18 protein-coding genes are annotated in these 21,059 nt (G+C 62.8%); 1 reads left to right on the top strand and 17 read right to left on the bottom strand.

Annotated elements, in window-relative coordinates; all coding sequences use genetic code 11:
* Positions 1 to 76: 76 nt before the first annotated feature.
* The 6 genes from AC6A67_RS10235 to AC6A67_RS10210 all read right to left on the bottom strand — a co-directional run bounded on the left by AC6A67_RS10235 (position 77) and on the right by AC6A67_RS10210 (position 5,975).
* The gene (locus tag AC6A67_RS10235) at positions 77 to 1,678 is read right to left on the bottom strand and encodes a phosphoenolpyruvate carboxykinase (RefSeq protein ID WP_498036447.1); all 1,602 of its coding nucleotides are present in this window, start codon (positions 1,676 to 1,678) and stop codon (positions 77 to 79) included.
* A gap of 267 nt (positions 1,679 to 1,945) precedes the next feature.
* Positions 1,946 to 2,260 carry an HPr family phosphocarrier protein gene (locus AC6A67_RS10230; RefSeq protein WP_498036446.1) on the bottom strand — a complete coding sequence of 105 codons (315 nt, stop codon included), beginning with the start codon at positions 2,258 to 2,260 and terminating at the stop codon, positions 1,946 to 1,948.
* 12 nt (positions 2,261 to 2,272) lie between these two features.
* Positions 2,273 to 2,674 carry a PTS sugar transporter subunit IIA gene (locus AC6A67_RS10225; RefSeq protein ID WP_498036445.1) on the bottom strand — a complete coding sequence of 134 codons (402 nt, stop codon included), beginning with the start codon at positions 2,672 to 2,674 and terminating at the stop codon, positions 2,273 to 2,275.
* Between the two features lie 117 nt (positions 2,675 to 2,791).
* Complete coding sequence (locus tag AC6A67_RS10220; protein WP_498036444.1) at positions 2,792 to 3,304, bottom strand: HPr kinase/phosphorylase; 513 nt, start codon at positions 3,302 to 3,304, stop codon at positions 2,792 to 2,794.
* 47 nt (positions 3,305 to 3,351) lie between these two features.
* A complete protein-coding gene (locus AC6A67_RS10215; RefSeq protein WP_498036443.1) occupies positions 3,352 to 5,163 on the bottom strand; it encodes a stimulus-sensing domain-containing protein in 1,812 nt (603 codons plus the stop codon).
* Between the two features lie 113 nt (positions 5,164 to 5,276).
* Positions 5,277 to 5,975 (bottom strand): response regulator transcription factor, encoded by a 699-nt coding sequence (locus tag AC6A67_RS10210; RefSeq protein WP_498036442.1) that lies wholly within the window; start codon positions 5,973 to 5,975, stop codon positions 5,277 to 5,279.
* Positions 5,976 to 6,297: 322 nt separating this feature from the next.
* Here AC6A67_RS10210 and AC6A67_RS10205 point away from each other — a divergent pair, with 322 nt between their 5' ends.
* Positions 6,298 to 7,008 (top strand): HugZ family pyridoxamine 5'-phosphate oxidase, encoded by a 711-nt coding sequence (locus AC6A67_RS10205; protein ID WP_498036441.1) that lies wholly within the window; start codon positions 6,298 to 6,300, stop codon positions 7,006 to 7,008.
* 88 nt (positions 7,009 to 7,096) lie between these two features.
* On the opposite strand, the gene pnp is transcribed toward AC6A67_RS10205, so the two are convergent.
* The 11 genes from pnp to AC6A67_RS10150 all read right to left on the bottom strand — a co-directional run bounded on the left by pnp (position 7,097) and on the right by AC6A67_RS10150 (position 21,056).
* Complete coding sequence (pnp, locus tag AC6A67_RS10200) at positions 7,097 to 9,244, bottom strand: polyribonucleotide nucleotidyltransferase (RefSeq protein ID WP_498036440.1); 2,148 nt, start codon at positions 9,242 to 9,244, stop codon at positions 7,097 to 7,099.
* Positions 9,245 to 9,646: 402 nt separating this feature from the next.
* Complete coding sequence (gene rpsO / locus AC6A67_RS10195) at positions 9,647 to 9,916, bottom strand: 30S ribosomal protein S15 (protein ID WP_498036439.1); 270 nt, start codon at positions 9,914 to 9,916, stop codon at positions 9,647 to 9,649.
* A gap of 192 nt (positions 9,917 to 10,108) precedes the next feature.
* Positions 10,109 to 11,059, bottom strand: coding sequence for a tRNA pseudouridine(55) synthase TruB (truB, locus tag AC6A67_RS10190; RefSeq protein ID WP_498036438.1), 951 nt, complete (start codon positions 11,057 to 11,059; stop codon positions 10,109 to 10,111).
* A gap of 137 nt (positions 11,060 to 11,196) precedes the next feature.
* On the bottom strand, positions 11,197 to 11,610 hold the full coding sequence (gene rbfA, locus AC6A67_RS10185; protein WP_498036437.1) for a 30S ribosome-binding factor RbfA: 414 nt from the start codon (positions 11,608 to 11,610) through the stop codon (positions 11,197 to 11,199).
* Between the two features lie 199 nt (positions 11,611 to 11,809).
* The gene (gene infB, locus AC6A67_RS10180) at positions 11,810 to 14,581 is read right to left on the bottom strand and encodes a translation initiation factor IF-2 (RefSeq protein WP_498036436.1); all 2,772 of its coding nucleotides are present in this window, start codon (positions 14,579 to 14,581) and stop codon (positions 11,810 to 11,812) included.
* Positions 14,582 to 14,808: 227 nt separating this feature from the next.
* A complete protein-coding gene (locus tag AC6A67_RS10175; protein WP_498036435.1) occupies positions 14,809 to 15,546 on the bottom strand; it encodes an RNA-binding protein in 738 nt (245 codons plus the stop codon).
* A gap of 182 nt (positions 15,547 to 15,728) precedes the next feature.
* A complete protein-coding gene (gene nusA / locus AC6A67_RS10170) occupies positions 15,729 to 17,351 on the bottom strand; it encodes a transcription termination factor NusA (protein WP_498036434.1) in 1,623 nt (540 codons plus the stop codon).
* Positions 17,352 to 17,541: 190 nt separating this feature from the next.
* Positions 17,542 to 18,177, bottom strand: a complete 636-nt coding sequence (gene rimP, locus AC6A67_RS10165; protein ID WP_498036433.1) for a ribosome maturation factor RimP — start codon at positions 18,175 to 18,177, stop codon at positions 17,542 to 17,544.
* Positions 18,178 to 18,478: 301 nt separating this feature from the next.
* On the bottom strand, positions 18,479 to 19,186 hold the full coding sequence (gene trmB / locus AC6A67_RS10160) for a tRNA (guanine(46)-N(7))-methyltransferase TrmB (RefSeq protein WP_498036432.1): 708 nt from the start codon (positions 19,184 to 19,186) through the stop codon (positions 18,479 to 18,481).
* A gap of 171 nt (positions 19,187 to 19,357) precedes the next feature.
* Complete coding sequence (gene metK, locus AC6A67_RS10155) at positions 19,358 to 20,533, bottom strand: methionine adenosyltransferase (RefSeq protein ID WP_498036431.1); 1,176 nt, start codon at positions 20,531 to 20,533, stop codon at positions 19,358 to 19,360.
* Positions 20,534 to 20,600: 67 nt separating this feature from the next.
* Entirely contained in the window at positions 20,601 to 21,056 is a 456-nt protein-coding gene (locus AC6A67_RS10150) for a helix-turn-helix domain-containing protein (RefSeq protein ID WP_498036430.1), read from the bottom strand.
* Positions 21,057 to 21,059 lie beyond the last annotated feature (3 nt).

Genomic DNA, 21,059 nt, shown 5'->3' with positions numbered 1-21,059 from the left:
CGTTGGCGATCTGGCGATCGCCAACGACGCTGCTTGCTGTCGATATGTGAGCGCGTCAACCCGCGCCCACAGCAGGTTAGCGTGCTACCGGCGCGGCAGCGAGAACCGCCGCATCGACGTGCGGCTCGAAGGTCTTGAAGTTCTCGTGGAACATGCCGACCAGGCGATTAGCCGTGGCGGCGAAGTCGGCCTTGTCGGCCCAGGTCTTCACCGGGTCAAGAATATCGCTCTCGATACCCTGTACGGCCACCGGCGCCTCAAAACCAAAATACGCGTCCTTGCGGAACGAGGCGTTGTTCAGCGAACCATCCAGAGCGGCGGTGAGCAGGGCGCGGGTCACGCGGATTGGCATGCGGCTGCCGACGCCTGGCTTGCCGCCCGTCCAGCCGGTGTTGACCAGCCAGCAGGTGACGTCATGCCTGGCGATAAGCTCGCGCAGCAGATTGCCATATTCCGAGGGATGGCGTGGCATGAACGGCGCGCCGAAGCAGGTCGAGAACGTGGCCTGAGGCTCGGTGACGCCCTTTTCGGTGCCTGCGACCTTGGCGGTGTAACCCGACAGGAAGTGGTACATCGCCTGCGCTGGCGTCATGCGGGCGATCGGCGGCATCACGCCGAAGGCGTCTGCGGTCAGCATGATGATGTTCTTCGGAATGCCGGCCCGACCAGTGAGCGACGCATTCGGAATGAAATCGAGCGGGTAGGCGCAGCGGGTATTCTCGGTCTTGGACGTGTCGTCGAAGTCTGGCTCGCGGGTCAGCGGATCGACAACAACGTTCTCCAGCACGGTGCCGAAGCGCTCGGTGGTGGCGTAAATCTCAGGCTCGGCCTCGCGCGACAGACGCACGGTCTTGGCGTAGCAACCGCCCTCGAAATTGAACACGCCCGACGGCGCCCAACCATGCTCGTCGTCGCCGATGAGGGTGCGCTTGGGATCAGCGGAGAGAGTGGTCTTGCCGGTGCCGGAAAGGCCGAAGAACACCGCAACGTCGCCATCAGGCCCGGCGTTGGCGGAGCAATGCATCGGCATCACGCCGACGGTCGGCAACACGTAGTTGAGGTAGGTGAAGACCGACTTCTTCATCTCACCAGCGTAGCTGGTGCCGCCGATCAGCACGATGCGGCGCGTGAAGTCGATAGCGATGACGGTTTCCGACCGCACGCCATGGCGCGCTGGATCCGCCTTGAAGGACGGCAGATCAACGATCGTCATCTCTGGCACATAGCTGGCGACCTCGCTGCGCTCGGGGCGAATCAGCAGGTTGCGGATGAACAGCGAGTGCCAGGCGAATTCCGTGAATACCCGCGCGCGGACGCGGTGCGACGGATCGGCGCCGCCAAAAAGGTCCTGGGCGAACAGCTCCTTGCCTTCAGCGTGGGCAATGAAGTCGGCGAGGAGCGTGTCAAACTGCGCGGGGGTAATTGCGCCGTTGTTGTCCCACCACACCGCGTTCTCGGTGTTGGCGTCGCGGACAACGAACTTGTCCTTTGGCGAACGGCCCGTGTGCACGCCGGTCTCGGCCAGCAAAGCGCCGCCGCGCACGAGCTGAGCCTCGCCGCGAGCAAGAGCTTCCTCGTACAGTCGGGCAGCTTCGAGATTCCAGTTTACCTGTTTCAGGCCACGAAAACCGAAGCTCTCAGCGCCATGCGCTTTATTGAATACGCCCACGTTTTCCACGAAACGTCCTCCTGAGGGGCCGTTCCGTGGGCTTGGTCAAGCCAGAGACGGCCGCAACAATCAATTAGATGCGGTTCCTATGACAGAAAACTGTCACGGTTTCTACGCGCCTGTGTGCAGAGATTGCAATTGTCGGCAAGCGTCTAACGGTCGCGGTAGCCGGCTACGGCGACCTCATTAGCGACTGGCGGCGCCAGGTAGCCTGCTGCAGGCTCCAGGCAACGTGCGAACGCAGTCAGGCGTGGCGCCTGACGGACGCAGTTAAGCTCACTCTTCCTCGCCGAACCGGTCAGCCAGCAGCGCTTCCAATGCGTCAAGCGCCTGTTCAGCGTCGTCGCCAAGGGCTGTGACGACCACGCTGGTGCCTTTGGCGGCGGCGAGAGTGAGGAGGCCCATGATGGAGCGTCCTCCAACAGTCTCGCCGCAGCGGCTCACCGTAATGTCGGATGCGAAGCGATCGACCGTCTGCACAAACTTGGCCGACGCGCGCGCGTGCAGGCCCTTGCGATTGATAATCGGCAACTCACGCCAGAGCGCGCCATCCGGAACGGCGGGAGCGGGAAATTCCGGGTCCTGATCCAAGCTGCGCAACCCTTACTTGCCAGCCAGGACGCGGCTGGCGACGTTGATGTATTTGCGGCCCGCGTCCTGTGCCTGAAGCACGGCGTCGGCGAGGGGCAAGTCTTCACGTACGCTGGCGAGCTTGATGAGCATCGGCAAATTGATGCCGGCGATGACCTCAACCTGAAGCCCAGCCATACAGGAAATGGCGAGATTCGAGGGGGTGCCGCCAAACATGTCAGTGAGCACCACCACGCCAGAGCCGCTGTCGACATGGCGCACCGCAGCCAGGATGTCCTGGCGACGTGTGTCCATATCGTCTTCCGGCCCGATGGTGATGGTTTCAACCTGTTTTTGGGGACCGACGACATGCTCCAGCGCGGAGCGAAATTCCGTGGCCAGACACCCGTGCGTCACAAGCACAAGACCGATCATTTAGCTTCCCATTCACGACGCCGGTCCCTGGGTGCCTGTGGGGCGCCTGCCGCGTCCAGAAGAGCAGATATTTTGAGCATCGCACGGATAAGCGCAAGTCGGGTGCGACCATTTCACTCAAAATAGCGAGCCTCTCCTCACGGAAGTCTGTGAGAGCGCGGTCTCAACATCACCAACAAGCGCCTCGAGTATCTGCAATCGCTGATCATGGAGGCCGACGCTGATGCTCGGGAGCGAGACGCCAGCATATGTCCAGAGTTGCCCAGGTTCCGGCAGCCGCATGGCGCCTTCCACCTGGCATTGAACCACCAGCCGCAGCGTGGCCGCGCTTTCGTGCCGGGCAGCGCGCACCCCAGAGCCCCGAAGCTCGTATCGGCCAGCGATCAGCGGGTGTGGGCGCGCCACCAGTCGACCGTTGCGCAGGCTGATCAGGGTGCGATCATCGGCCACCAGGCGCGTAAAAGCTCTTTTGGTCTCGCCCGCTTCAATGATGGCCATGGCGAGGCTGGTCTTGCCCGAGCCACTTGGGCCAAGGATCAGTACGCCAGTTTCTCCCACCACGACGCAAGAGGCGTGCAGTGCGAGACCATCTGCAGGAACAGCGGTGTGCGCCTCATGAGCGGCGGCCATTGGCTCTCAGCTCCTTGCCACGCAAACATCTCGTTTGCCGCATAATTCTAGGCGGGAGCCAGGGCTGGCAATCGCACTACGAAAGACGCGCCGGCGATAATCGGGTCAATGTCGTCCTCGTCCAGTGGATCAATGCGGTTATGTGCGGTGATCGAGCCCTTGTGCGCGGAGATGATTTGCCGGGAGATCGACAGTCCAAGCCCGGAGTTCTGACCAAAGCCTTCGGGCCGATCCGTGTAAAACCGCTCGAAAATGCGCTCAAGCGCATGCTCCGGAATGCCGGGCCCATCGTCCTCGACCCGCAACTCGATGTCATTGCGCAACCGCCTCAGGAATATGCGGACGCTGGCGCCATCGGGTGAAAACGATCGGGCGTTGTCCACGAGATTGGTCACCACCTGCCCCAGCCGTCCGCCGTGGCCCATGACGAGAAAGGCGTCCTGACCGAGCGCATTGGGTTCGATCGACAGTTTGATCGGCGCCTGATCATCACGCCGCACTTCATTGGCGATTGCGGCGACGCTCGTGACCAGCCTCGCCAGGTCAACTGGCTCGGAATCCTCCCGTGACAATTCCGCGTCGAGCCGGGAGGCGTCAGAAATATCGCTGATAAGGCGGTCGAGGCGTTTTACGTCGTGCTGGATAACCTCAAGCAGGCGACCACGCGACTCGTCGTTGCGGGCCAGCGGCAGTGTTTCAACAGCGCTGCGCAGTGATGTGAGCGGGTTCTTGAGCTCGTGCGCCACATCGGCGGCAAAGCTCTCGATGGCGTCGATGCGGTTATACATGGCTGTGGTCATGTCGCGCAGTGCGCCCGACAAATGGCCGATCTCATCGGCGCGATTGGTGAAGTCAGGAATGTGATGCCGCGACCGCGCGCCCTTACGGACGCGATCCGCAGCCTCAGCCAGTCGACGCATCGGACCGGCGATCGTGCCAGCGAGCAGGAAGGATAGCAGCACCATCACCAGCGCGGCGATCAGAAACACCTGCAAGAGGCCCAGGCGCTCCTTTGCAATGATCTGGTCGATATCGCCGCCTTGCGTCGACAGCAGCAGCACGCCGCGCACGGACTTGAGCCGTTGCACTGGCACGGCGACGGACACGATGGTCTCGCCATTGCTGTTCACCCGCACGACCGACGCTGGCTTGCCCGCCATGGCGCTGGCGACCTCGGGCAGTGAACGGCCGCTTGCCGTGGTGAGCACCTCCGCCGGCAGTCCACCTGGCCGACTGAGCGACCTGAACCATTCCCAGATACGGTCTGGCAGGCTGGGAGGTTCGCGCGGGATGGGAGGCAAATCCAGGCGCAGCACATCGCCGCGAACCAGGTGCGACTGGGAATCGAGCAGGAGTTGCCCCTCCCGGTCGTAGACCCGGGCCCGGGTGCCGGTCGGCGTCACCAGATGTCGCAACAACGGCGCCACCCGCTCTGGATTGATCGAGAACTCGAGCGGCGACAGGACCTCTTCGCCGAAGCCAGAACTCTCGCCGGCCTGCAACTGCAGCAGTTTGTCCGGGTCGATGAGGACCGCATCGGTTTCGACCGTCGCCGACGTCGCGATAGCGCCGGCAATGATCTCCCCTTGCGTCAGCAGGCTTTGCACCCGTGCCTCGATCAGTCCTTCACGAAACTGGTTAAGGTAGAGGAACCCCACGAGCAGGACGACGAGCCCCGCCAGATTGAGCATGACAATGCGGCGCGTGAGGCTGGACGACATCCGGCCAAGCAGGAAGCGCGCTGACTGTCCGATACGCGCAACCAGACCAGGCGGAATGTCCTCTCCAGCTTCGTCGGTTTTGTCTGCAGCCGTGGACCTGGCGCTCGTGCGCATACCGTTGCGGGATGTCTGGTCCATCGGGGGCCTTCGGGACGAACCTCGCGTCCGTAATGGCGCGAGGTCGTCAGACAGGTCGCCGCCTGGACTCGGCCAGGCAGGAGGAAATGCGTCAGTCGCCGAGGGCGTCGCCCTCAAGCTTCCTTAAAGCGATAGCCAACGCCATACAGCGTTTCAATCATCTCGAAATTGTCGTCGACCGCCTTGAACTTCTTACGCAGGCGCTTGATGTGGCTGTCGATGGTGCGGTCGTCGACATAAACTTGGTCGTCGTAGGCGGCGTCCATCAGCGCATTGCGGCTCTTCACCACGCCGGGCCGCTGGGCCAGAGCCTGCAAGATCAGAAATTCGGTGACGGTCAGGGTCACAGGCTCGTTGCGCCAAGTGCAGGTATGCCGCTCTGGATCCATCTTGAGCGCGCCGCGCTCCAGCGCCCGCGTATCGCTTTCCCTGATCGCCGCTGGATCGCGCGGGCTGGCGCGGCGCAGCACCGCCTTCACGCGCTCAACCAACAGACGCTGCGAAAACGGCTTCCTGATGAAGTCGTCGGCTCCCATCTTCAGCCCGAAAAGCTCATCGATCTCCTCGTCCTTTGACGTGAGAAAGATCACCGGCAGATCGCTCTTCTGGCGGAGGCGGCGCAGCAGCTCCATGCCGTCCATGCGCGGCATCTTGATATCCAGTATGGCGAGATCGGGCGGATTGGTCTTGAAGCCATCCAACGCCGACGCGCCATCCGTATAGGTCAGGATGCGGTATCCTTCCGATTCCAGAGCGATGGAAACGGAGGTGAGGATGTTTCGGTCGTCATCAACGAGTGCGATCGTTGGCATTGTGGCGTCATGTTCCCGGATGTCGCGATCTGGCGTTACGCCAACCGCTGGTTGAGATCAAACTGGAGTTTGCGCTCCAACAAGGCCGAAACAAGGCGGTCGAATACTTTCGTGCAGCCATGGGACCAGGCCATCGGCGCGGCGACCAGCCAGGAGCCGAACGAAAAAGCGGCTCAACGCCCCACTCGCCGCAAGACGCCAGATGCGTCACTTGCGACAGGCGCCGCGTGCTGGCCGTTGATCAGGCATTCTATCATAAGGTTTCTGACAATTTTTACCAGTCACGGTTATCACATGCCCGGTATCATTGGGTGGAGGGGGAATGAGCATCAGTCAATCGATCGTCGACGCCAAGAAACTCCTGCGTGAGTCACGTTATGGCGCCCTGGCCACCAGCAACGCAGACGGGAGCCCCTATGCGTCTCTGGTAAGTCTCGCCACGACCATGGATGGCTCGCCCATCACACTGATTTCCGGCCTGGCCCTTCACACGCAGAATTTGGCTCGGGACAACCGCGCCTCTTTGTTGTTGGCGAGCGTTGGCGGCGGAGACCCGCTGGTATCGCCGCGTATCAGCATATCGGCGCGCGTCGAGATAAGCGACGAGGCCTCGGTCCGTCGCCGCTTTCTGGCGCGTAATCCTGACGCCGCCATGTACGCCGACTTTCCGGATTTCAGTTTCCGCAAGCTCACCATACTGGGCGCACATCTGGTCGCCGGTTTCGGCCGGATTGTTGACCTCAGCGCCGCAGACCTCACTACCGACCTCTCTGGCGCTGAAGACCTGGTCGAGGCCGAGGAGAGCGCTGTGGCGCATATGAACGAGGACCACGCTGATGCGCTGGGACTGTATGCCACACGGCTACTTGGCCTGCAGCCAGGCGCCTGGAGGATGACGGGCGTCGATCCGGAAGGAATGGATTTGCGTCTGGGGGATGAGATTGCTCGCCTGCCATTTCCAGAGCCGGTTCGCTCGGGGCGGGAGCTCGTTTCCAGGCTGCGGCAGCTGGGTAACACGGCCCGGGCCGGCTGATCACCTTGCCTAGACAGCACGCAAAAAAGGCCGCCCGGATATGCTCCGGGCGGCCTTTGTTTTTTTGTGAGAGGACGTCGCTGCTACGTCAGTCCTTGGCCTCAGCAGCGCGCTCAGCCTTCTGCTTGGCTTCAAGGTCCTCGCCGGTCACCTGATCTACGACGCGCATTGACAGGCGCACCTTGCCGCGATCGTCGAAGCCGAGAAGCTTGACCTTCACCTTCTGGCCGTCCTTGACGACGTCAGTGACCTTCGCGACCCGCTGGGACGCGAGCTGGGAGATGTGAACGAGCCCATCCTTGGCGCCGAAGAAGTTGACGAAGGCGCCGAAATCGGTGGTCTTGACCACGGTGCCGTCATAGATCACGCCGACTTCTGGCTCGGAGGCGATGGACTTGATCCAGTTCATCGCGGCTTCAATGGACTTAAGGTCCGCCGAAGCGATCTTGATGGTGCCATCGTCGCTGATGTCGACCTTGGCGCCGGTCTTCTCAACGATCTCGCGGATCACCTTGCCGCCCGAACCGATGACTTCCCGGATCTTGTCCTGCGGAATCTTCATGGTTTCGATGCGCGGGGCATACTGGCCCAACTCGCTGCGCGCGCTGGTCAGGGCATTGGCCATCTCATTGAGAATGTGCTCGCGGCCGCCCTTCGCCTGATCAAGCGCCACGCGCATGATCTCTTCGGTGATGCCGGCGATCTTGATGTCCATCTGCAGCGAGGTGATGCCCGCAGCAGAGCCAGCCACCTTGAAGTCCATGTCGCCGAGGTGATCCTCGTCGCCAAGGATGTCGGACAGCACGGCGTAACGGTCGCCTTCCAGGATCAGGCCCATGGCGATGCCTGCCACCGGGGCGCGCAGCGGGACGCCTGCGTCCATCAGGGCCAGCGAGGAGCCACAAACCGTAGCCATCGACGATGAGCCGTTGGATTCGGTGATCTCCGACACGAGGCGGATGGTGTAGGGGAACTCATGCTTGGCCGGCAACATCGGCCGCACAGCGCGCCACGCCAGCTTGCCATGGCCAATCTCACGGCGGCCCGGCGAGCCCATCCGACCGGTTTCACCAACCGAATAGGGCGGGAAGTTGTAGTGAAGCAGGAAGTTTTCCTTGTAGGTGCCTTCCAGCGAATCGATGAACTGCTCGTCATCGGCGGTGCCAAGGGTCGCTACGACCAGGGCCTGGGTCTCGCCGCGCGTGAACAGGGCCGAGCCATGCGTACGCGGCAGGAAGCCCACCTCAGAGAGGATCGGGCGCACGGTGCGTACGTCGCGACCGTCAATACGGGCGCCGGTGTCAAGAATGTTCCAGCGAACGATCTTGGCCTGAAGTTCCTTGAAGACGCCCTTGACCGTTTCGGCCGGGAAGCGTGGCTCTTCACCTTCTGGCAGCAGCGTCGCGAACACCTTCGCCTTGGCGACGTCGACGGCGGCATAGCGCTCCTGCTTGTCAGTGATGAGGTAGGCCTTGCGCAGATCCGCCTCGGCGATTTCGAGCACAATCTTCTCGATCTCGGAGGTGTCGGCCACTGCGATGTCGCGCGGCTCCTTGGCGGCCCGCTCGGCAAGGCGGATGATCGCGTCGATCACCGGCTGGAAATGCTTGTGGCCGAACATCACGGCGCCAAGCATCACATCTTCCGACAGCTCACGAGCCTCGGATTCCACCATCAGCACCGCGTCCGAGGTGCCGGCGACCACGAGGTCGAGCACCGACGACTCACGCTCTGCGAAGGTCGGGTTGAGCTTGTACTGGCCGTCGACGTAGCCGACGCGCGCTGCACCGATCGGGCCCATGAACGGCGCGCCAGACAGGGTGAGGGCCGCAGAAGCGGCGACCATCGACACGATGTCCGGATCATTCTCAAGATCATGCGACAGCACGGTGATGATCACCTGGGTGTCGCAGCGCCAGCCGTTGGCGAAGAGCGGACGAATCGGGCGGTCGATCAGGCGCGAGACCAGGGTTTCTTTCTCGCTCGGGCGGCCTTCGCGCTTGAAATAGCCGCCTGGAATACGACCAGCTGCGAAGGTCTTCTCCTGGTAATTGACCGTCAGCGGCATGAAATCGATGCCAGGCTTCGGCTCTTTTGCGGCCACGACCGTGGCGAGCACAGTGGTCTCGCCGTAGGTCGCCAGCACGGCGCCGTCGGCCTGACGCGCGATGCGTCCGGTCTCAAGCGTCAGCTTGGAGCCGGCCCAGATCAGCTCTTCACGTTGAATGTCGAACATATCTTCTTTCCATGGATGCGGTCCGGCTGCCGTACGCCATGAGCAAGATGACGGGATGCTCGTGTGGGGCCGCGCAAAGCGGCCCGAGCATCCGGCGATCCTGCTCCGGCATGGCCGGATCGGGTGGGGACGGTTCCCCTACGGGGCGGCTCAGCGGAGCCGGCTTTGACGGCGAGGGTACGCCTGTCACAAACTCACGTGGCGGCTATGGCGGCTCGGCCACCAGATGGCCGGAGCATCTTGCCCGCGCCAGTCGCCAACATTGGCATTGCGCCAGGGAGGTTGCTTTCGCCCCACGCTACAGCGCGCCTACGTGGCGAACGCCGGACGCTGGTCAAAGCGCCAGGCGCATCTTGTGTCACCGGCCAGATGTCGCCACCCGGCCGGGAAAAGCGCGAAAAATCAGCGGCGAATGCCGAGACGCTCGATCAGCGAACGATAGCGAGCCTCATCCTTGCCCTTGACATAGTCAAGCAGCTTACGGCGCTGCGACACCATCTTCAGCAGGCCACGACGGGAATGGTTATCCTTGGCGTGGGACTTGAAGTGCTCGGTGAGGTTGACAATACGCTCGGTCAGGATGGCGACCTGCACTTCCGGCGAACCGCTGTCGCCAGCCGTGGTTGCGTATTCCTTGATCAGTTCCTGCTTGCGCTCGGGAGTAATCGACATCAGTCGTTCCTTTCGGTTGGAAATGATGGCCTTGCCGGGATGTCGTCCAGCAAGGTCGGACACATGGCGAGCGACTGCGCAAAGGCCGGAGGCCCGCCAATGCGGGCTTATGCCCTAAATCGCCTTGTTTGGCTAGGCCATCGGCAAAGCCCGGTTATTACTTATACTTACCCGTCGGCGAAAGGTGTCGGCTCACAGGTTAAAGATGCGTCTGGGATGCAATTCGCCACGCTCCATGTCGGCGAGGGCGACCAGTTTCCCCACCGCCATGACGGCGATCACGCCGTCAAGAACCGGCGCGTCACGGCCGCGCAGCAGGACGCTCTGACCGCGCGCCAGCCGGGCGGCCTCGGTTGTGCCGACGTTGACACTCGGCAGCTCCGAAAGAGCGCAAGCCACGTTCTTAAGCGCAGCGTCGGGTAGACCGTCGGCGGATGCACGGACGAGGCTCTCAAGCGCTTCCACCGTCACGCAATCGCCCAGTGCAAACGGGCCAACCCTGGTGCGGCGCAGGGCGGAAACATGGCCGAAGCAGCCAAGGCCTCTGCCCAAATCGCGCGCGATGGCGCGGACATAGGTCCCCTTGCCGCATTCGGCCTCGAATAGCGCCAGATCGTCCGTGCGTTTCACGAGCCGTAAGGCGTCAATCGTCACCGCGCGCGGTTGCAGTTGGACGTCCTCGCCGTCTCTTGCGCGATCATAGGCGCGCTCGCCGTCAACCTTGATGGCGGAGAATTTTGGAGGAACCTGGAGAATGGTCCCGGTAAACCGGGGGAGCAAATCAGCGATCGCATCAGGTTCGGGCCTGATCGGGGATTCACTGACGACATGGCCTTCGCCATCATCCGTGCTTGTTTCAGAGCCCCACGCGACGGTAAACGCATAGGCCTTACGACCGTCCATGACATAGGGAACGGTCTTGGTCGCCTCGCCGAGCGCGATAGGCAGGATGCCTGAGGCCAGCGGGTCGAGCGTGCCGGCATGTCCCGCTTTCTTCGCGCGGAACAGTCGCTTCACCACGGCGACAGCGTGGGTGGAGGTCATGCCGACAGGCTTGTCCAGAATGACCCAGCCGTTGACGTCACGTTTTTTGGGGCGCGGCGCCACAGAAGCAACGATTCGGGCTTCGGTTTCCTCGGTCATTCAAAATCCATGTTGAGTCGACGGGTGTCTGAAATCACCCGGGGCAATGAGTCTGAGGCCAGGGTCGCCTTCAGGCCCGCTCATGAGGGGCAGGCGCTCGCTGCCTGAATGTTCGCATGGACAGGGGCCTAATGGCGTCAGCCTTCGTCGTCCGCCCGGCGATCGATGTCGGCTCGCACTTTCGGTGACTGCAGCAGGCGATCAATGCGGCCAGCCTCATCAAATGTCTCATCGCGCCGGAAACGGAGTTCCGGTGCGAATTTGAGGTTCACGCGACGGGCGACCTCATGGCGAAGATACTTCTTGTGCCGCTCAAGCGCCGCGAGGACCGGCTTTTCGTCTTTTCCACCGAGGGGCATGATGTAGCACGTCGCAAGCTTGAGATCCGGCGACATGCGGACCTCAGGCGCGGTGACGACATTGCCAAGCAGCGCGTCGTCCTGAACCTCGCCGCGGGCGAGGATTTCCGCGAGCGCATGACGGATAAGTTCGCCGACGCGTAACTGGCGCTGCGAGGGACCGGTGGCGGGAGTATTCGGGCGTTTGGCCATATCAGGTAATGGGTTTTCCGGGGGATGGCGGCAGATAGCGTTCTGTCCACATCCCCGACCAAACACGGATTAGCGGCGGGCAAGGTCCGGAATACACTATGGCTGCAACAGGCCGCAGGCCGACTGGCGACGCGCCAGCGCCTCCGCGGCAAAAGATCAGAAAGGCGCGGCGCGCATCCGATGCGCGCCGCGAAAGGCCTTAGAGCGTGCGGCGAATTTCCTCGACGCGATAGCACTCAATGATGTCGCCCTTGCGCATGTCCTCAAAGCGTTCGAACGACATGCCGCATTCCTGGCCGGAGCCGACTTCCTTGGCGTCGTCCTTGAAGCGCTTGAGCTGGCTGAGCTTGCCTTCGTGAATGACGATGTTGTCGCGAATGATGCGGACGTGAGCGCCACGCTCCACGACACCCTCGGTGACGCGGCAGCCCGCGACCTTGCCAACTTTGGACACGTCGAACACTTCCTGCACGGTCGCTTCGCCGAGGCGATGCTCGCGCAGTGTCGGCGCCAGCAGGCCGGACATCGCGTCACGCACATCATCAATCAGATCGTAGATGATGTTGTAATAACGGATTTCCACGCCAGCCCGATCGGCCGCCTCGCGCGCTTCCTTGTTGGCGCGGACGTTGAAGCCCATCACTGTCGCCTTGGACGCGCCGGCGAGGGTGACATCGGATTCGGTGATGCCGCCAACACCTGCGTGCAGGATGCGCGCTGTGACCTCGTCATTGCCGAGCTTCTCAACGGCGCCGCGAATGGCTTCCACCGAACCGTGCACGTCACCCTTGACGACGATCGCCAGTTCCTTCTTGCCGCCGCCTTCGCGCAGATCGCGCATCATGTCGGCAAGCGAGCGTCCGGCGCCTGCGCCGCGCGCAGCCAGCTTCTCGCGACGCTGGCGGGTGCGGAAGTCGGTGATTTCACGCGCCCGCGCTTCGTTTTCGACAACCGCAACGCGATCGCCAGCTTCTGGCGTGCCATTGAAGCCGAGGACTTCGGCAGGAACCGCCGGACCAGCTTCCTTGATCTGCGCGCCATTGTCGGCGACCAGGGCGCGAACGCGACCCCATTCGCAACCCGCCACAACGATGTCGCCAACGCGGAGCGTGCCGCGATCGACGAGAACAGTCGCCACAGGTCCCCGCCCACGGTCAAGCTTGGCCTCGATGACATTGCCTTCCGCCGAACGGTCTGGGTTCGCCCGAAGGTCGAGGATTTCAGCCTGCAGCTGCAGGCCCTCCAGCAGCTTGTCGAGGTTGGTGCCGGCCTTTGCCGAAACCTCGAATTCAAGCGTGTCGCCGCCCATGGACTCCACCTGGATGTCATGGCGCAGAAGTTCGTTACGTACGCGCTGCGGATCGGCGCTGGGCTTGTCGATCTTGTTGATCGCCACAATCAGCGGCACGCCAGCGGCGCGGGCGTGGTCAATGGCTTCAATGGTCTGCGGCATGACGCCGTCATCAGCAGCCACCACCAGCACGACGATGTCCGTCACCTTGGCGCCGCGAGCACGCATGGAGGTGAAGGCGGCGTGGCCAGGGGTATCGATGAAGGTGATCTTGCCGCCAAGCGGCGAGGTCACCTGGTAGGCGCCGATGTGCTGGGTAATGCCACCGGCCTCGCCCGCCACAACAGTCGTCTTACGCAAGGCGTCAAGCAGCGAGGTTTTGCCGTGGTCGACGTGACCCATGATCGTCACAACCGGTGGGCGCGGCAGACGGGTCTCGTCAGCGTCGTTCTCGCTGAACAGACCTTCTTCCACGTCCGATTCCGCCACGCGGCGAACGGTGTGGCCAAGTTCCTCGGCGATCAGCTGCGCGGTGTCCGCGTCGATCACGTCAGTGATCTTGTGCATCTGGCCCTGGCGCATCAGCAGACGAATGACGTCTACGCCGCGCTCCGACATACGGTTGGCCAGCTCCTGGATCGTAATGGTCTCAGGAATGATCACTTCACGTGACAGGCGCTCCTTCTGCTCATGCGCAGCGCCGCGGTTCATGCGCTGCATACGGCGGCGGAAAGCGGCGACGGAATGCGTGCGCTCTTCTCCAGCGCTATGCGCCGTGCTGATCGTCAGGCGACCGCGCCGGCGTTCGTCCGCGCCAGCCGTCTTGCCAGGCTTCGGCGCGGCGACCGGGCGCAGGGCGCCGGGGCGCCGGGCGCGAGGCGCGTCGTCTTCTGCGGTCTGAGCCGGGCGAGGTGTAGGAGCGCCAGTCGAAGCAGGACGCGCGGGCGCCCCGGGCTGGGCCGTTGCGGCAGCCGCTGGCTTGGCAGGTTCTGCAGGCTTGGGCGGCGCCGGTGGGCGGGGCGAGAGCAACACAGGAGGACGCGAACCGGCCGGACGCGGACGGGCCACAATGGCCGTCGGGGTGGCCGGGCCAGTCTCATAGCGTGGCGTCGCTTCCGGTGCAGGGACAGGCGCGGTTTCCGGCGCCGCAGCAGCAGGTTTGGGCGCGGCTGGAGCAGGCTTTGCAGCTGCGGCGCTGGTTTTCGCCGCTTCTGCTTCAGCCGCGAGACGCGCCTCATCATCGCGGCGCCTGGTTTCGGCGGCGTCGCGTTCGGCCTTTTCGGCTGCTTCGCGCTCAAGACGACGACGCTCTTCGTCCTCGGCTTGCTTGCGCTCTTCCACTTCGCGGCCCTTGGCGAGCGCCAGGGCGCGAATGCGCGCCTCCCGCTCTTCCTCGGTCAATGTGCGAAGCACCACGCCGGTCTGGCGCTGATTTGCAGGACGCTTCGGCGCCGTGGCTCCCGGGGCAGGGGCACGCGGCGTGGCGGCTGGCGCAGGCGCGGCCTCTTTGGCCTCTCCTGGTCCGACGGCGCGACGCTTCACCTTCTCGACGACCACAGACTTGCTGCGGCCATGAGAGAAGCTCTGTCTCACCGTACCATGCTCGACCGGGCGCTTGAGCGTCAGCGTCTTGTTCTGACCGCCGCTCGTCTTGTCGCCCGGGTTCTTGCTATCGCTCATTCCGTTCCTGCCGCTCGTATGCCGGATCGCCTGTCCGCATATAGTTCGTCCAGGTGCATGGCTTTGAACCATGCGCCTGTCAATCTGCCGGAGGTCAGGTTCTCGATGAACCGGCCGACAGAATCTGAAAATCTGGTCCTGCTGGCGCCTGTAGGCGCGCCAGCGGCGGTGTGTCTTTTGCTCCTGGGTCAAAAACCCGGGCGCCAAATTGGGGGATCACGCTGCAATCAATCGGGCTTGTCGTCGCCCGGCTGCTGTATCTGAGGCTGCGCCGAATTCTCGGGCTCGTCTCGAAATGCGTTGAACCTGGCCCAGCGCGTCAGAAATCCTGCGGTAGCTGGACCGGCCTCCAGGGCAGCATGTATCACATGTTCCCCCCCTAATGCCAAACTCAAATCACCTGAGTCAAATTCATCGATGACCAAAACGTCTCTCGCGCCGCCTTCTGCGCTGCGGCGGATCGCCTGGCGAAGCTTGCGGACGCCATCCGGCGCAGCTTGTTGCGCGTGCAAAATCACTGCAACCCGCCCACTCTTCAGCGCGCTCTCCACTTTGAAAAAACCCGAAACCGCAGCGCCTGCCTTATTGGCGAACGATAGCGCCTGGATTGCGTCCTTCCGGAGCTGGGTGGTGATCTGCTCCGGCAGATCGTCGCTGACGTGGACGGTTTGTTTGAGGCTGCGGGCGAAGGCCTTGCGCTTTATCGCCTGGCGGACGTGCGCTGCAGACAGCTTCACCCATACCCCGCGTCCAGGCAGATTACGCCTCAGATCGGCGATCAGCTGGGCGTCGGGGCCGGCGACAAAGCGCAGCATCTCTTCGGGCGGCGCGGTTTCCCGAGACACCACGCAGAGCCGCACTGGCCCCCGATCATCTTCTTCGCGCTTGTGCGCCACGCCGATACCTGTCCCATTTCCATTGTTGGTCGCCAGGGTGCATTCGCAGATGACCGACTTTTCGGTCAAAAGGCGACCTGGTGTTCGCCGGGCTGACGATAAAGCCGTGAGCCCGGCGAATACCAGGGCGTTGCACTGGGCCGACTGCCAAAGCTGAGCCGTCGCCGGCGTCTCTCGCGGGGAGCCAAGGTGGCGACCGCGAGAGAGTATTGATCAGACTACAGCGTAAACCGCAGGGGGCTGGCGTTCGATCAGCCCTGGTCCTGTTCAGTAGCTACGCCATCATCGCCGCCATCATCAGCTTCGGAGACTTCTTCCTCGACGGGTTCTGGTTCGATCCATCCCGCAAGCACGCGCGCCGCCATAATCATGGCTTCAGCTTCAACGCGCGACACTTCGAAGCCATCCAGTGCGCCCTTGTGGCGGACGACTTCACCGTCCTTGCGCTCTGCCCAGCCGCACAGATCGTCTGGAATTGCGCCAGCCAGGTCCTCCAGCGAGCGAATATCGTTCTCGCCAAAGGCCACGAGCATGGCGGTGGTCACACCGTCCACCTGACGCAGGTCGTCGCTGACGCCAAGCTCAATGCGCTGTGCGTCTCGCTCGCTTTCCAAACGATCAAGGTGCTCCTGCGCGCGGGTCTGGATTTCCTGGGCTGTGTCTTCATCAAAGCCCTCGATAGAGGACAGCTCTTGCAGATCGACCACCGCCAGTTCTTCCACCGAGCTGAACCCTTCCGAAGCCAGAAGCTGGCCGACCACTTCGTCGACATCCAGCGCTTCCATGAACAGCGTGGTGCGTTCTGCGAACTCCTTCTGGCGGCGCTCGGATTCCTCAGCCTCGGTCATGATGTCGATGTCCCAGCCCGTCAGCTGGGAAGCAAGGCGCACGTTCTGGCCGCGACGGCCGATCGCCAGCGACAGCTGGTCGTCGGGAACAACAACCTCGATGCGCTCGCTCTCTTCGTCGAGCACTACCTTGACCACCTCAGCTGGTTGCAAGGCGTTGACGATGAACGTGGCGTTGTCCGGAGACCACGGAATGATATCGATCTTCTCGCCCTGAAGCTCACCCACCACAGCCTGCACGCGCGAACCGCGCATACCGACGCAGGCGCCGACCGGGTCGATGGAGCTGTCGCGGGAGACGACAGCGATTTTGGCCCGGGAGCCAGGATCGCGGGCCACCGCCTTGAGCTCAACTACGCCGTCGTAGATTTCCGGCACTTCAGACGCAAACAGCTTCGCCATGAACTGCGGGTGAGTGCGTGACAGGAAAATCTGCGGGCCACGGGTTTCACGACGCACGTCGTAAACGTAAGCCCTCACCCGGTCCCCAGGGCGAAACGCTTCGCGCGGGATCAGTTCGTCACGGCGGATAATGCCCTCGGTGCGGCCGAGGTCGATGACGACATTGCCATATTCGGCGCGCTTCACCAGGCCGTTGACGATCTCGCCAATGCGGTCCTTGAACTCTTCGTACTGACGGTCGCGCTCAGCCTCACGCACCTTCTGGACGATGACCTGCTTGGCGGACTGGGCGGCGATGCGGCCAAAATCGAAGGGCGGCAGGGTCTCGGCGATGTAGTCGCCAATCTGCGCAGCCGGATTGCGCTTGCGCGCATCGTCGACCGAAATGTGGATGGCGTCATTCTCGACGTCATCGGTCACCAGCAGGAGGCGCGACAGCCGGATCTCGCCGCTTTTCGGATTGATCTCCGCGCGGACCTCCGTTTCGCTGCCGTAGCGCGAACGGGCCGCCTTCTGGATGGCGTCTTCCATCGCAGCAAGAACGATCTGTCGATCGATAACCTTCTCGCGCGCCACCGCATCGGCGATCTGCAGCAGTTCGAGCCTGTTGGCGCTGATGGCCATGAGCCTCTCCTTCTCTACCAAGGCTGCGCGTTAGCCTGGGGCGTTGCGCAGGTCGGGCGTCTATCGGGAGCCAGCGCGGGGAAACGCCCCACCGCCGGGCTCGTTACGGTATGCGCACGCCAAAACGTAGCGAGCGTGAATGGGTATGGGGCGCCCAGCGAACCTGGGCGCCCAAACTGCGTGAGCGAGTTCAGTGATGCTTGTCCGTCGCGGCGTCGATTTGGACCTCCACGTCGTCATCAAGCGTCAGGTCGTCGTCAGCATCTTCTCCACGCAGGCTGCGCGCAGCCTTTTCGCGGCGGAGCGCTTCCTCAATCACAGCATCGGTGAGCAGAAGGCGCGCTTCAAGGATGTCCGTCAGCGCCAGACGAGCAATACGTTCTTCATCGGCGCCGGCGTCGGGGCGCTCGATCAGAACATGGCCCTCATCAACGCCACGCAAGACGCCACGATATTTCCGTCTGCCCGACACCAGCGCGTTCAGCTCAATCCGCGCGTCATAGTCTGACCAGCGGATGAAATCCGACTGGCGCACGAGCGGCCGGTCAATGCCCGGCGACGAGACTTCAAGGTGATATGCCCGGTCGATGGGGTCATCAACGTCGAGGGCCGGCGAGGCCGCCTTGCTGATGATCTCGCAATCATCGACAGTCATGGTGCCGTCGGGGCGCTCGGCCATGATCTGCACCGTGCAGCCATTGAGACCAGACACCTTGACCCGCACCAGGACAAAACCAAGGTCTTCGATCACCGGTTCAACGATGGCGGCGACGCGCGCCGCCACACCCGATTCCGTCACTACCCGCTTGTCCGACAACTCGGCCATCGTCTTTGACCTTCCTCGAGCCGGTCATGCGGCCCTCAGCCGCAAAATCTCAACCGGCTAAAACAAAAAAGAGCGGACCCCGTCAGGAGCCCACTCTCCGGCTCGACCCGTTTCCGGATCGTTCTGGAATGTTGGAATATTCCACAAATACGCTTTGCGCGCGCTAATTGCAAGGACGGGATTGGCTTCTGCGCCAGAACTTGCGCAGAAGCATCCCACGCCCATGCGGTCATGCCAAACGCGCCGCATGGGGCATGAACGGGCATATTCCGGGCGCATCAGGTCTGGCGGTCGCAAGTAATCAGACGCTCGCAGCTAACGGGGCGTCCTCGCGCCGGACGAAAGTCAGATAGCTTGGAACGCGACCTTCCCGGAAGGCCTTCTGCTCGTAACGGGTAGTGCGCCAGTCCGGCCAGGCGAGACGCCAGTCATCCGCGCGCTCCGCCGCCCAGTCGAACTGTTCCGACCCCAGTACCCGCGCCAGGGTCCATGCGGCATAATCGTCGATGTCCGTCGCAAAGCGAAAGACGCCGCCTGGCTTGAGCACGCGCGCGAGCTGCGTCACAGTTTCGGGACTGATGATGCGGCGTTTGCGTTGCCGGCGTTTCGGCCATGGGTCGGGGTAGAGTACAAAGACGCGCTCGATACTGGCGGCCGGAAGCCGGGGCAGAAGTTCGGTGGCGTCAGCGTCATGCAAAGCGATGCGCGACAGGTCGGGTTCGCCCGCCATCAGCTTGGCCATACCGTTCACGAATGGCTCGCAACCGATAAAGCCAGTATCGGGATTGAGCGCCATCTGGTGCAGGAGATGTTCGCCGCCGCCAAACCCGATCTCAAGCCACACATTCTCCACCTGGCGGGCGAATAGCTGCTGGATGTCGGGAATGGTGCCTGCGGGCGCGCGTACGCGCGGCAATACCTCATCCATGAGGCGGGCTTGCTGCTCGCGTAGCGGGTGGCCCTTTCTGCGGCCGTAGAATAAGCCCGAGCGGGGCTGTTCCGTCGTCATCAGGTCTTGCCTTCCGGAGCTGGCGCAAGTGGTAAAGTTGGACGGCGCGCGCGCCAACGGCGCAACGACAGCCGTCGATCACCGGCAGGGACAGGCGCTGCCAGTGTGCTCATGCACCAAAACAAACGCCGCCCCGTGAGGCGGCGTGAGGTCACGGCATGAAGCGTGCTGTCAGCCCGCGACAGCCTTACGGATCGCGTCAGCGAGATCGGTGCGCTCCCACGAGAACCCGCCATCTGCCTCTGGCGCGCGACCGAAGTGGCCATAAGCCGCAGTGCGGGCATAAATCGCCCGGTTTAGCGACAGATGACTGCGGATGCCGCGCGGCGACAAATCCATCACATTCAGCAAGGCCTGTTCGAGTTTGCCCTCGTCAGCCTGGCCAGTGCCATGCAGATCGACATAGAGCGACAGAGGGCGTGAGACGCCGATCGCGTAGGACAGCTGAATCGTGCAACGCTCAGCAAGGCCTGCCGCCACCACATTCTTGGCGAGATAGCGCGCGGCATAGGCCGCCGAGCGATCGACCTTGGTCGGATCCTTGCCCGAGAAGGCGCCGCCGCCGTGCGGCGCTGCGCCGCCATAGGTGTCGACGATAATCTTGCGGCCCGTCAGGCCACAGTCGCCGTCCGGACCGCCGATGACGAATTTGCCAGTCGGATTGACGTGCCACACGGTGGAGTCAGAAATCCAGCCCTCAGGCAGCGTTTCGCGGACATAAGGCTCGATGATGGCCTGAACGTCGTGCGACGTCAGACTTTCGTCCAGATGCTGGGTCGAGACCACGATCTGGGTCGCTGCAACGGGCTTGCCATTCTCGTAGCGAACGGTGACCTGGCTCTTGGCGTCCGGGCCGAGCACGCCCGATTCCCCGGACTTCCGCGCTTCGGCAAGCCGCTTCAGAATTTTGTGCGCGTAATAGATGGGCGCGGGCATCAGCTCAGGCGTCTCGCGGCAGGCATAGCCAAACATGATGCCCTGGTCGCCAGCACCCTCGTCCTTCTCGCCAGCCGCATCGACGCCGACAGCGATGTCGGCGGACTGGGCGTGCAGCAGAACTTCAATGTCAGCGTTCTCCCAATGGAAGCCGCTCTGCTCATAGCCGATGTCGCGAATGGCGAGCCGGGCCAGATGCGCCAGATATTCATGGGTCAGCGTCGCAGGCCCACGCGTTTCGCCAGCGATCACCACCCGATTGGTCGTGGCGAGCGTCTCGCAGGCGACGCGCGCCTCCGGATCTTCCGCCAGAAACGCATCGACAATGGTATCGGAAATGCGATCGCACACCTTGTCCGGATGACCCTCGGACACCGACTCACTGGTGAAAAGGTAGTTCTGACGCGACACCCGAGCCTCCAGACCAAATGGATACGCCGCTTGCGTAGGTTACTGGCTCCAGGACGTCAAGCGTCTGTCAGGGAGAGGGAATAACCTTCTCCGGTTTGCCAGTAGTGTCAGGTCCGGCAGGGGGTTGCGCTCCAGCAATGGATTCCACGAGCGCCACGATTTTGCGTCGTACGCTGGGATCCTTGATACGGACGAAGGCGCGGTTCAGTTGCAGGCCTTCTGATGTGGCGAGAAAATTGCTGACATTGTCCGCGCCCAGGCTCTCGGCAAAGCCTCCGGAGCGCTCGGCCGCTGGAGTGGCGCCGTCATAGAAGAACGAAACGGGCACCTCTAGCGCCAGGGCGATCTGATGCAGCCGGCTGGCTCCGATGCGATTTGCGCCCTTTTCATACTTTTGGATCTGCTGAAAGGTCACGCCCAGCGCGTCGCCGAGTTTTTCCTGGCTGAGCCCCGCCAACATGCGGCGCATGCGAACCCGGCTGCCGACATACTGGTCGATAGGATTGCGGGCCTTGCTCACCATCTG

The sequence above is a fragment of the Camelimonas sp. FR25 genome (assembly GCF_059740505.1).
Note: the sequence above shows the minus strand (reverse complement) of the source record. Positions and strands in the feature narration are given on the sequence as shown.

Bases quoted from the DNA above. Each gene is read 5' to 3' on its own strand.
- AC6A67_RS10150 (WP_498036430.1), bottom strand. From the start codon at position 21,056: ATGGTGAGCAAGGCCCGCAATCCTATCGACCAGTATGTCGGCAGCCGG.
- AC6A67_RS10220 (WP_498036444.1), bottom strand. From the start codon at position 3,304: ATGGCCGCCGCTCATGAGGCGCACACCGCTGTTCCTGCAGATGGTCTC.
- pnp (WP_498036440.1), bottom strand. From the start codon at position 9,244: ATGTTCGACATTCAACGTGAAGAGCTGATCTGGGCCGGCTCCAAGCTG.
- AC6A67_RS10225 (WP_498036445.1), bottom strand. From the start codon at position 2,674: ATGATCGGTCTTGTGCTTGTGACGCACGGGTGTCTGGCCACGGAATTT.
- rbfA (WP_498036437.1), bottom strand. From the start codon at position 11,610: ATGGCCAAACGCCCGAATACTCCCGCCACCGGTCCCTCGCAGCGCCAG.
- AC6A67_RS10215 (WP_498036443.1), bottom strand. From the start codon at position 5,163: ATGGACCAGACATCCCGCAACGGTATGCGCACGAGCGCCAGGTCCACG.
- AC6A67_RS10205 (WP_498036441.1), top strand. From the start codon at position 6,298: ATGAGCATCAGTCAATCGATCGTCGACGCCAAGAAACTCCTGCGTGAG.
- truB (WP_498036438.1), bottom strand. From the start codon at position 11,059: ATGACCGAGGAAACCGAAGCCCGAATCGTTGCTTCTGTGGCGCCGCGC.
- rpsO (WP_498036439.1), bottom strand. From the start codon at position 9,916: ATGTCGATTACTCCCGAGCGCAAGCAGGAACTGATCAAGGAATACGCA.
- infB (WP_498036436.1), bottom strand. From the start codon at position 14,581: ATGAGCGATAGCAAGAACCCGGGCGACAAGACGAGCGGCGGTCAGAAC.
- nusA (WP_498036434.1), bottom strand. From the start codon at position 17,351: ATGGCCATCAGCGCCAACAGGCTCGAACTGCTGCAGATCGCCGATGCG.
- rimP (WP_498036433.1), bottom strand. From the start codon at position 18,177: ATGGCCGAGTTGTCGGACAAGCGGGTAGTGACGGAATCGGGTGTGGCG.
- trmB (WP_498036432.1), bottom strand. From the start codon at position 19,186: ATGACGACGGAACAGCCCCGCTCGGGCTTATTCTACGGCCGCAGAAAG.
- AC6A67_RS10210 (WP_498036442.1), bottom strand. From the start codon at position 5,975: ATGCCAACGATCGCACTCGTTGATGACGACCGAAACATCCTCACCTCC.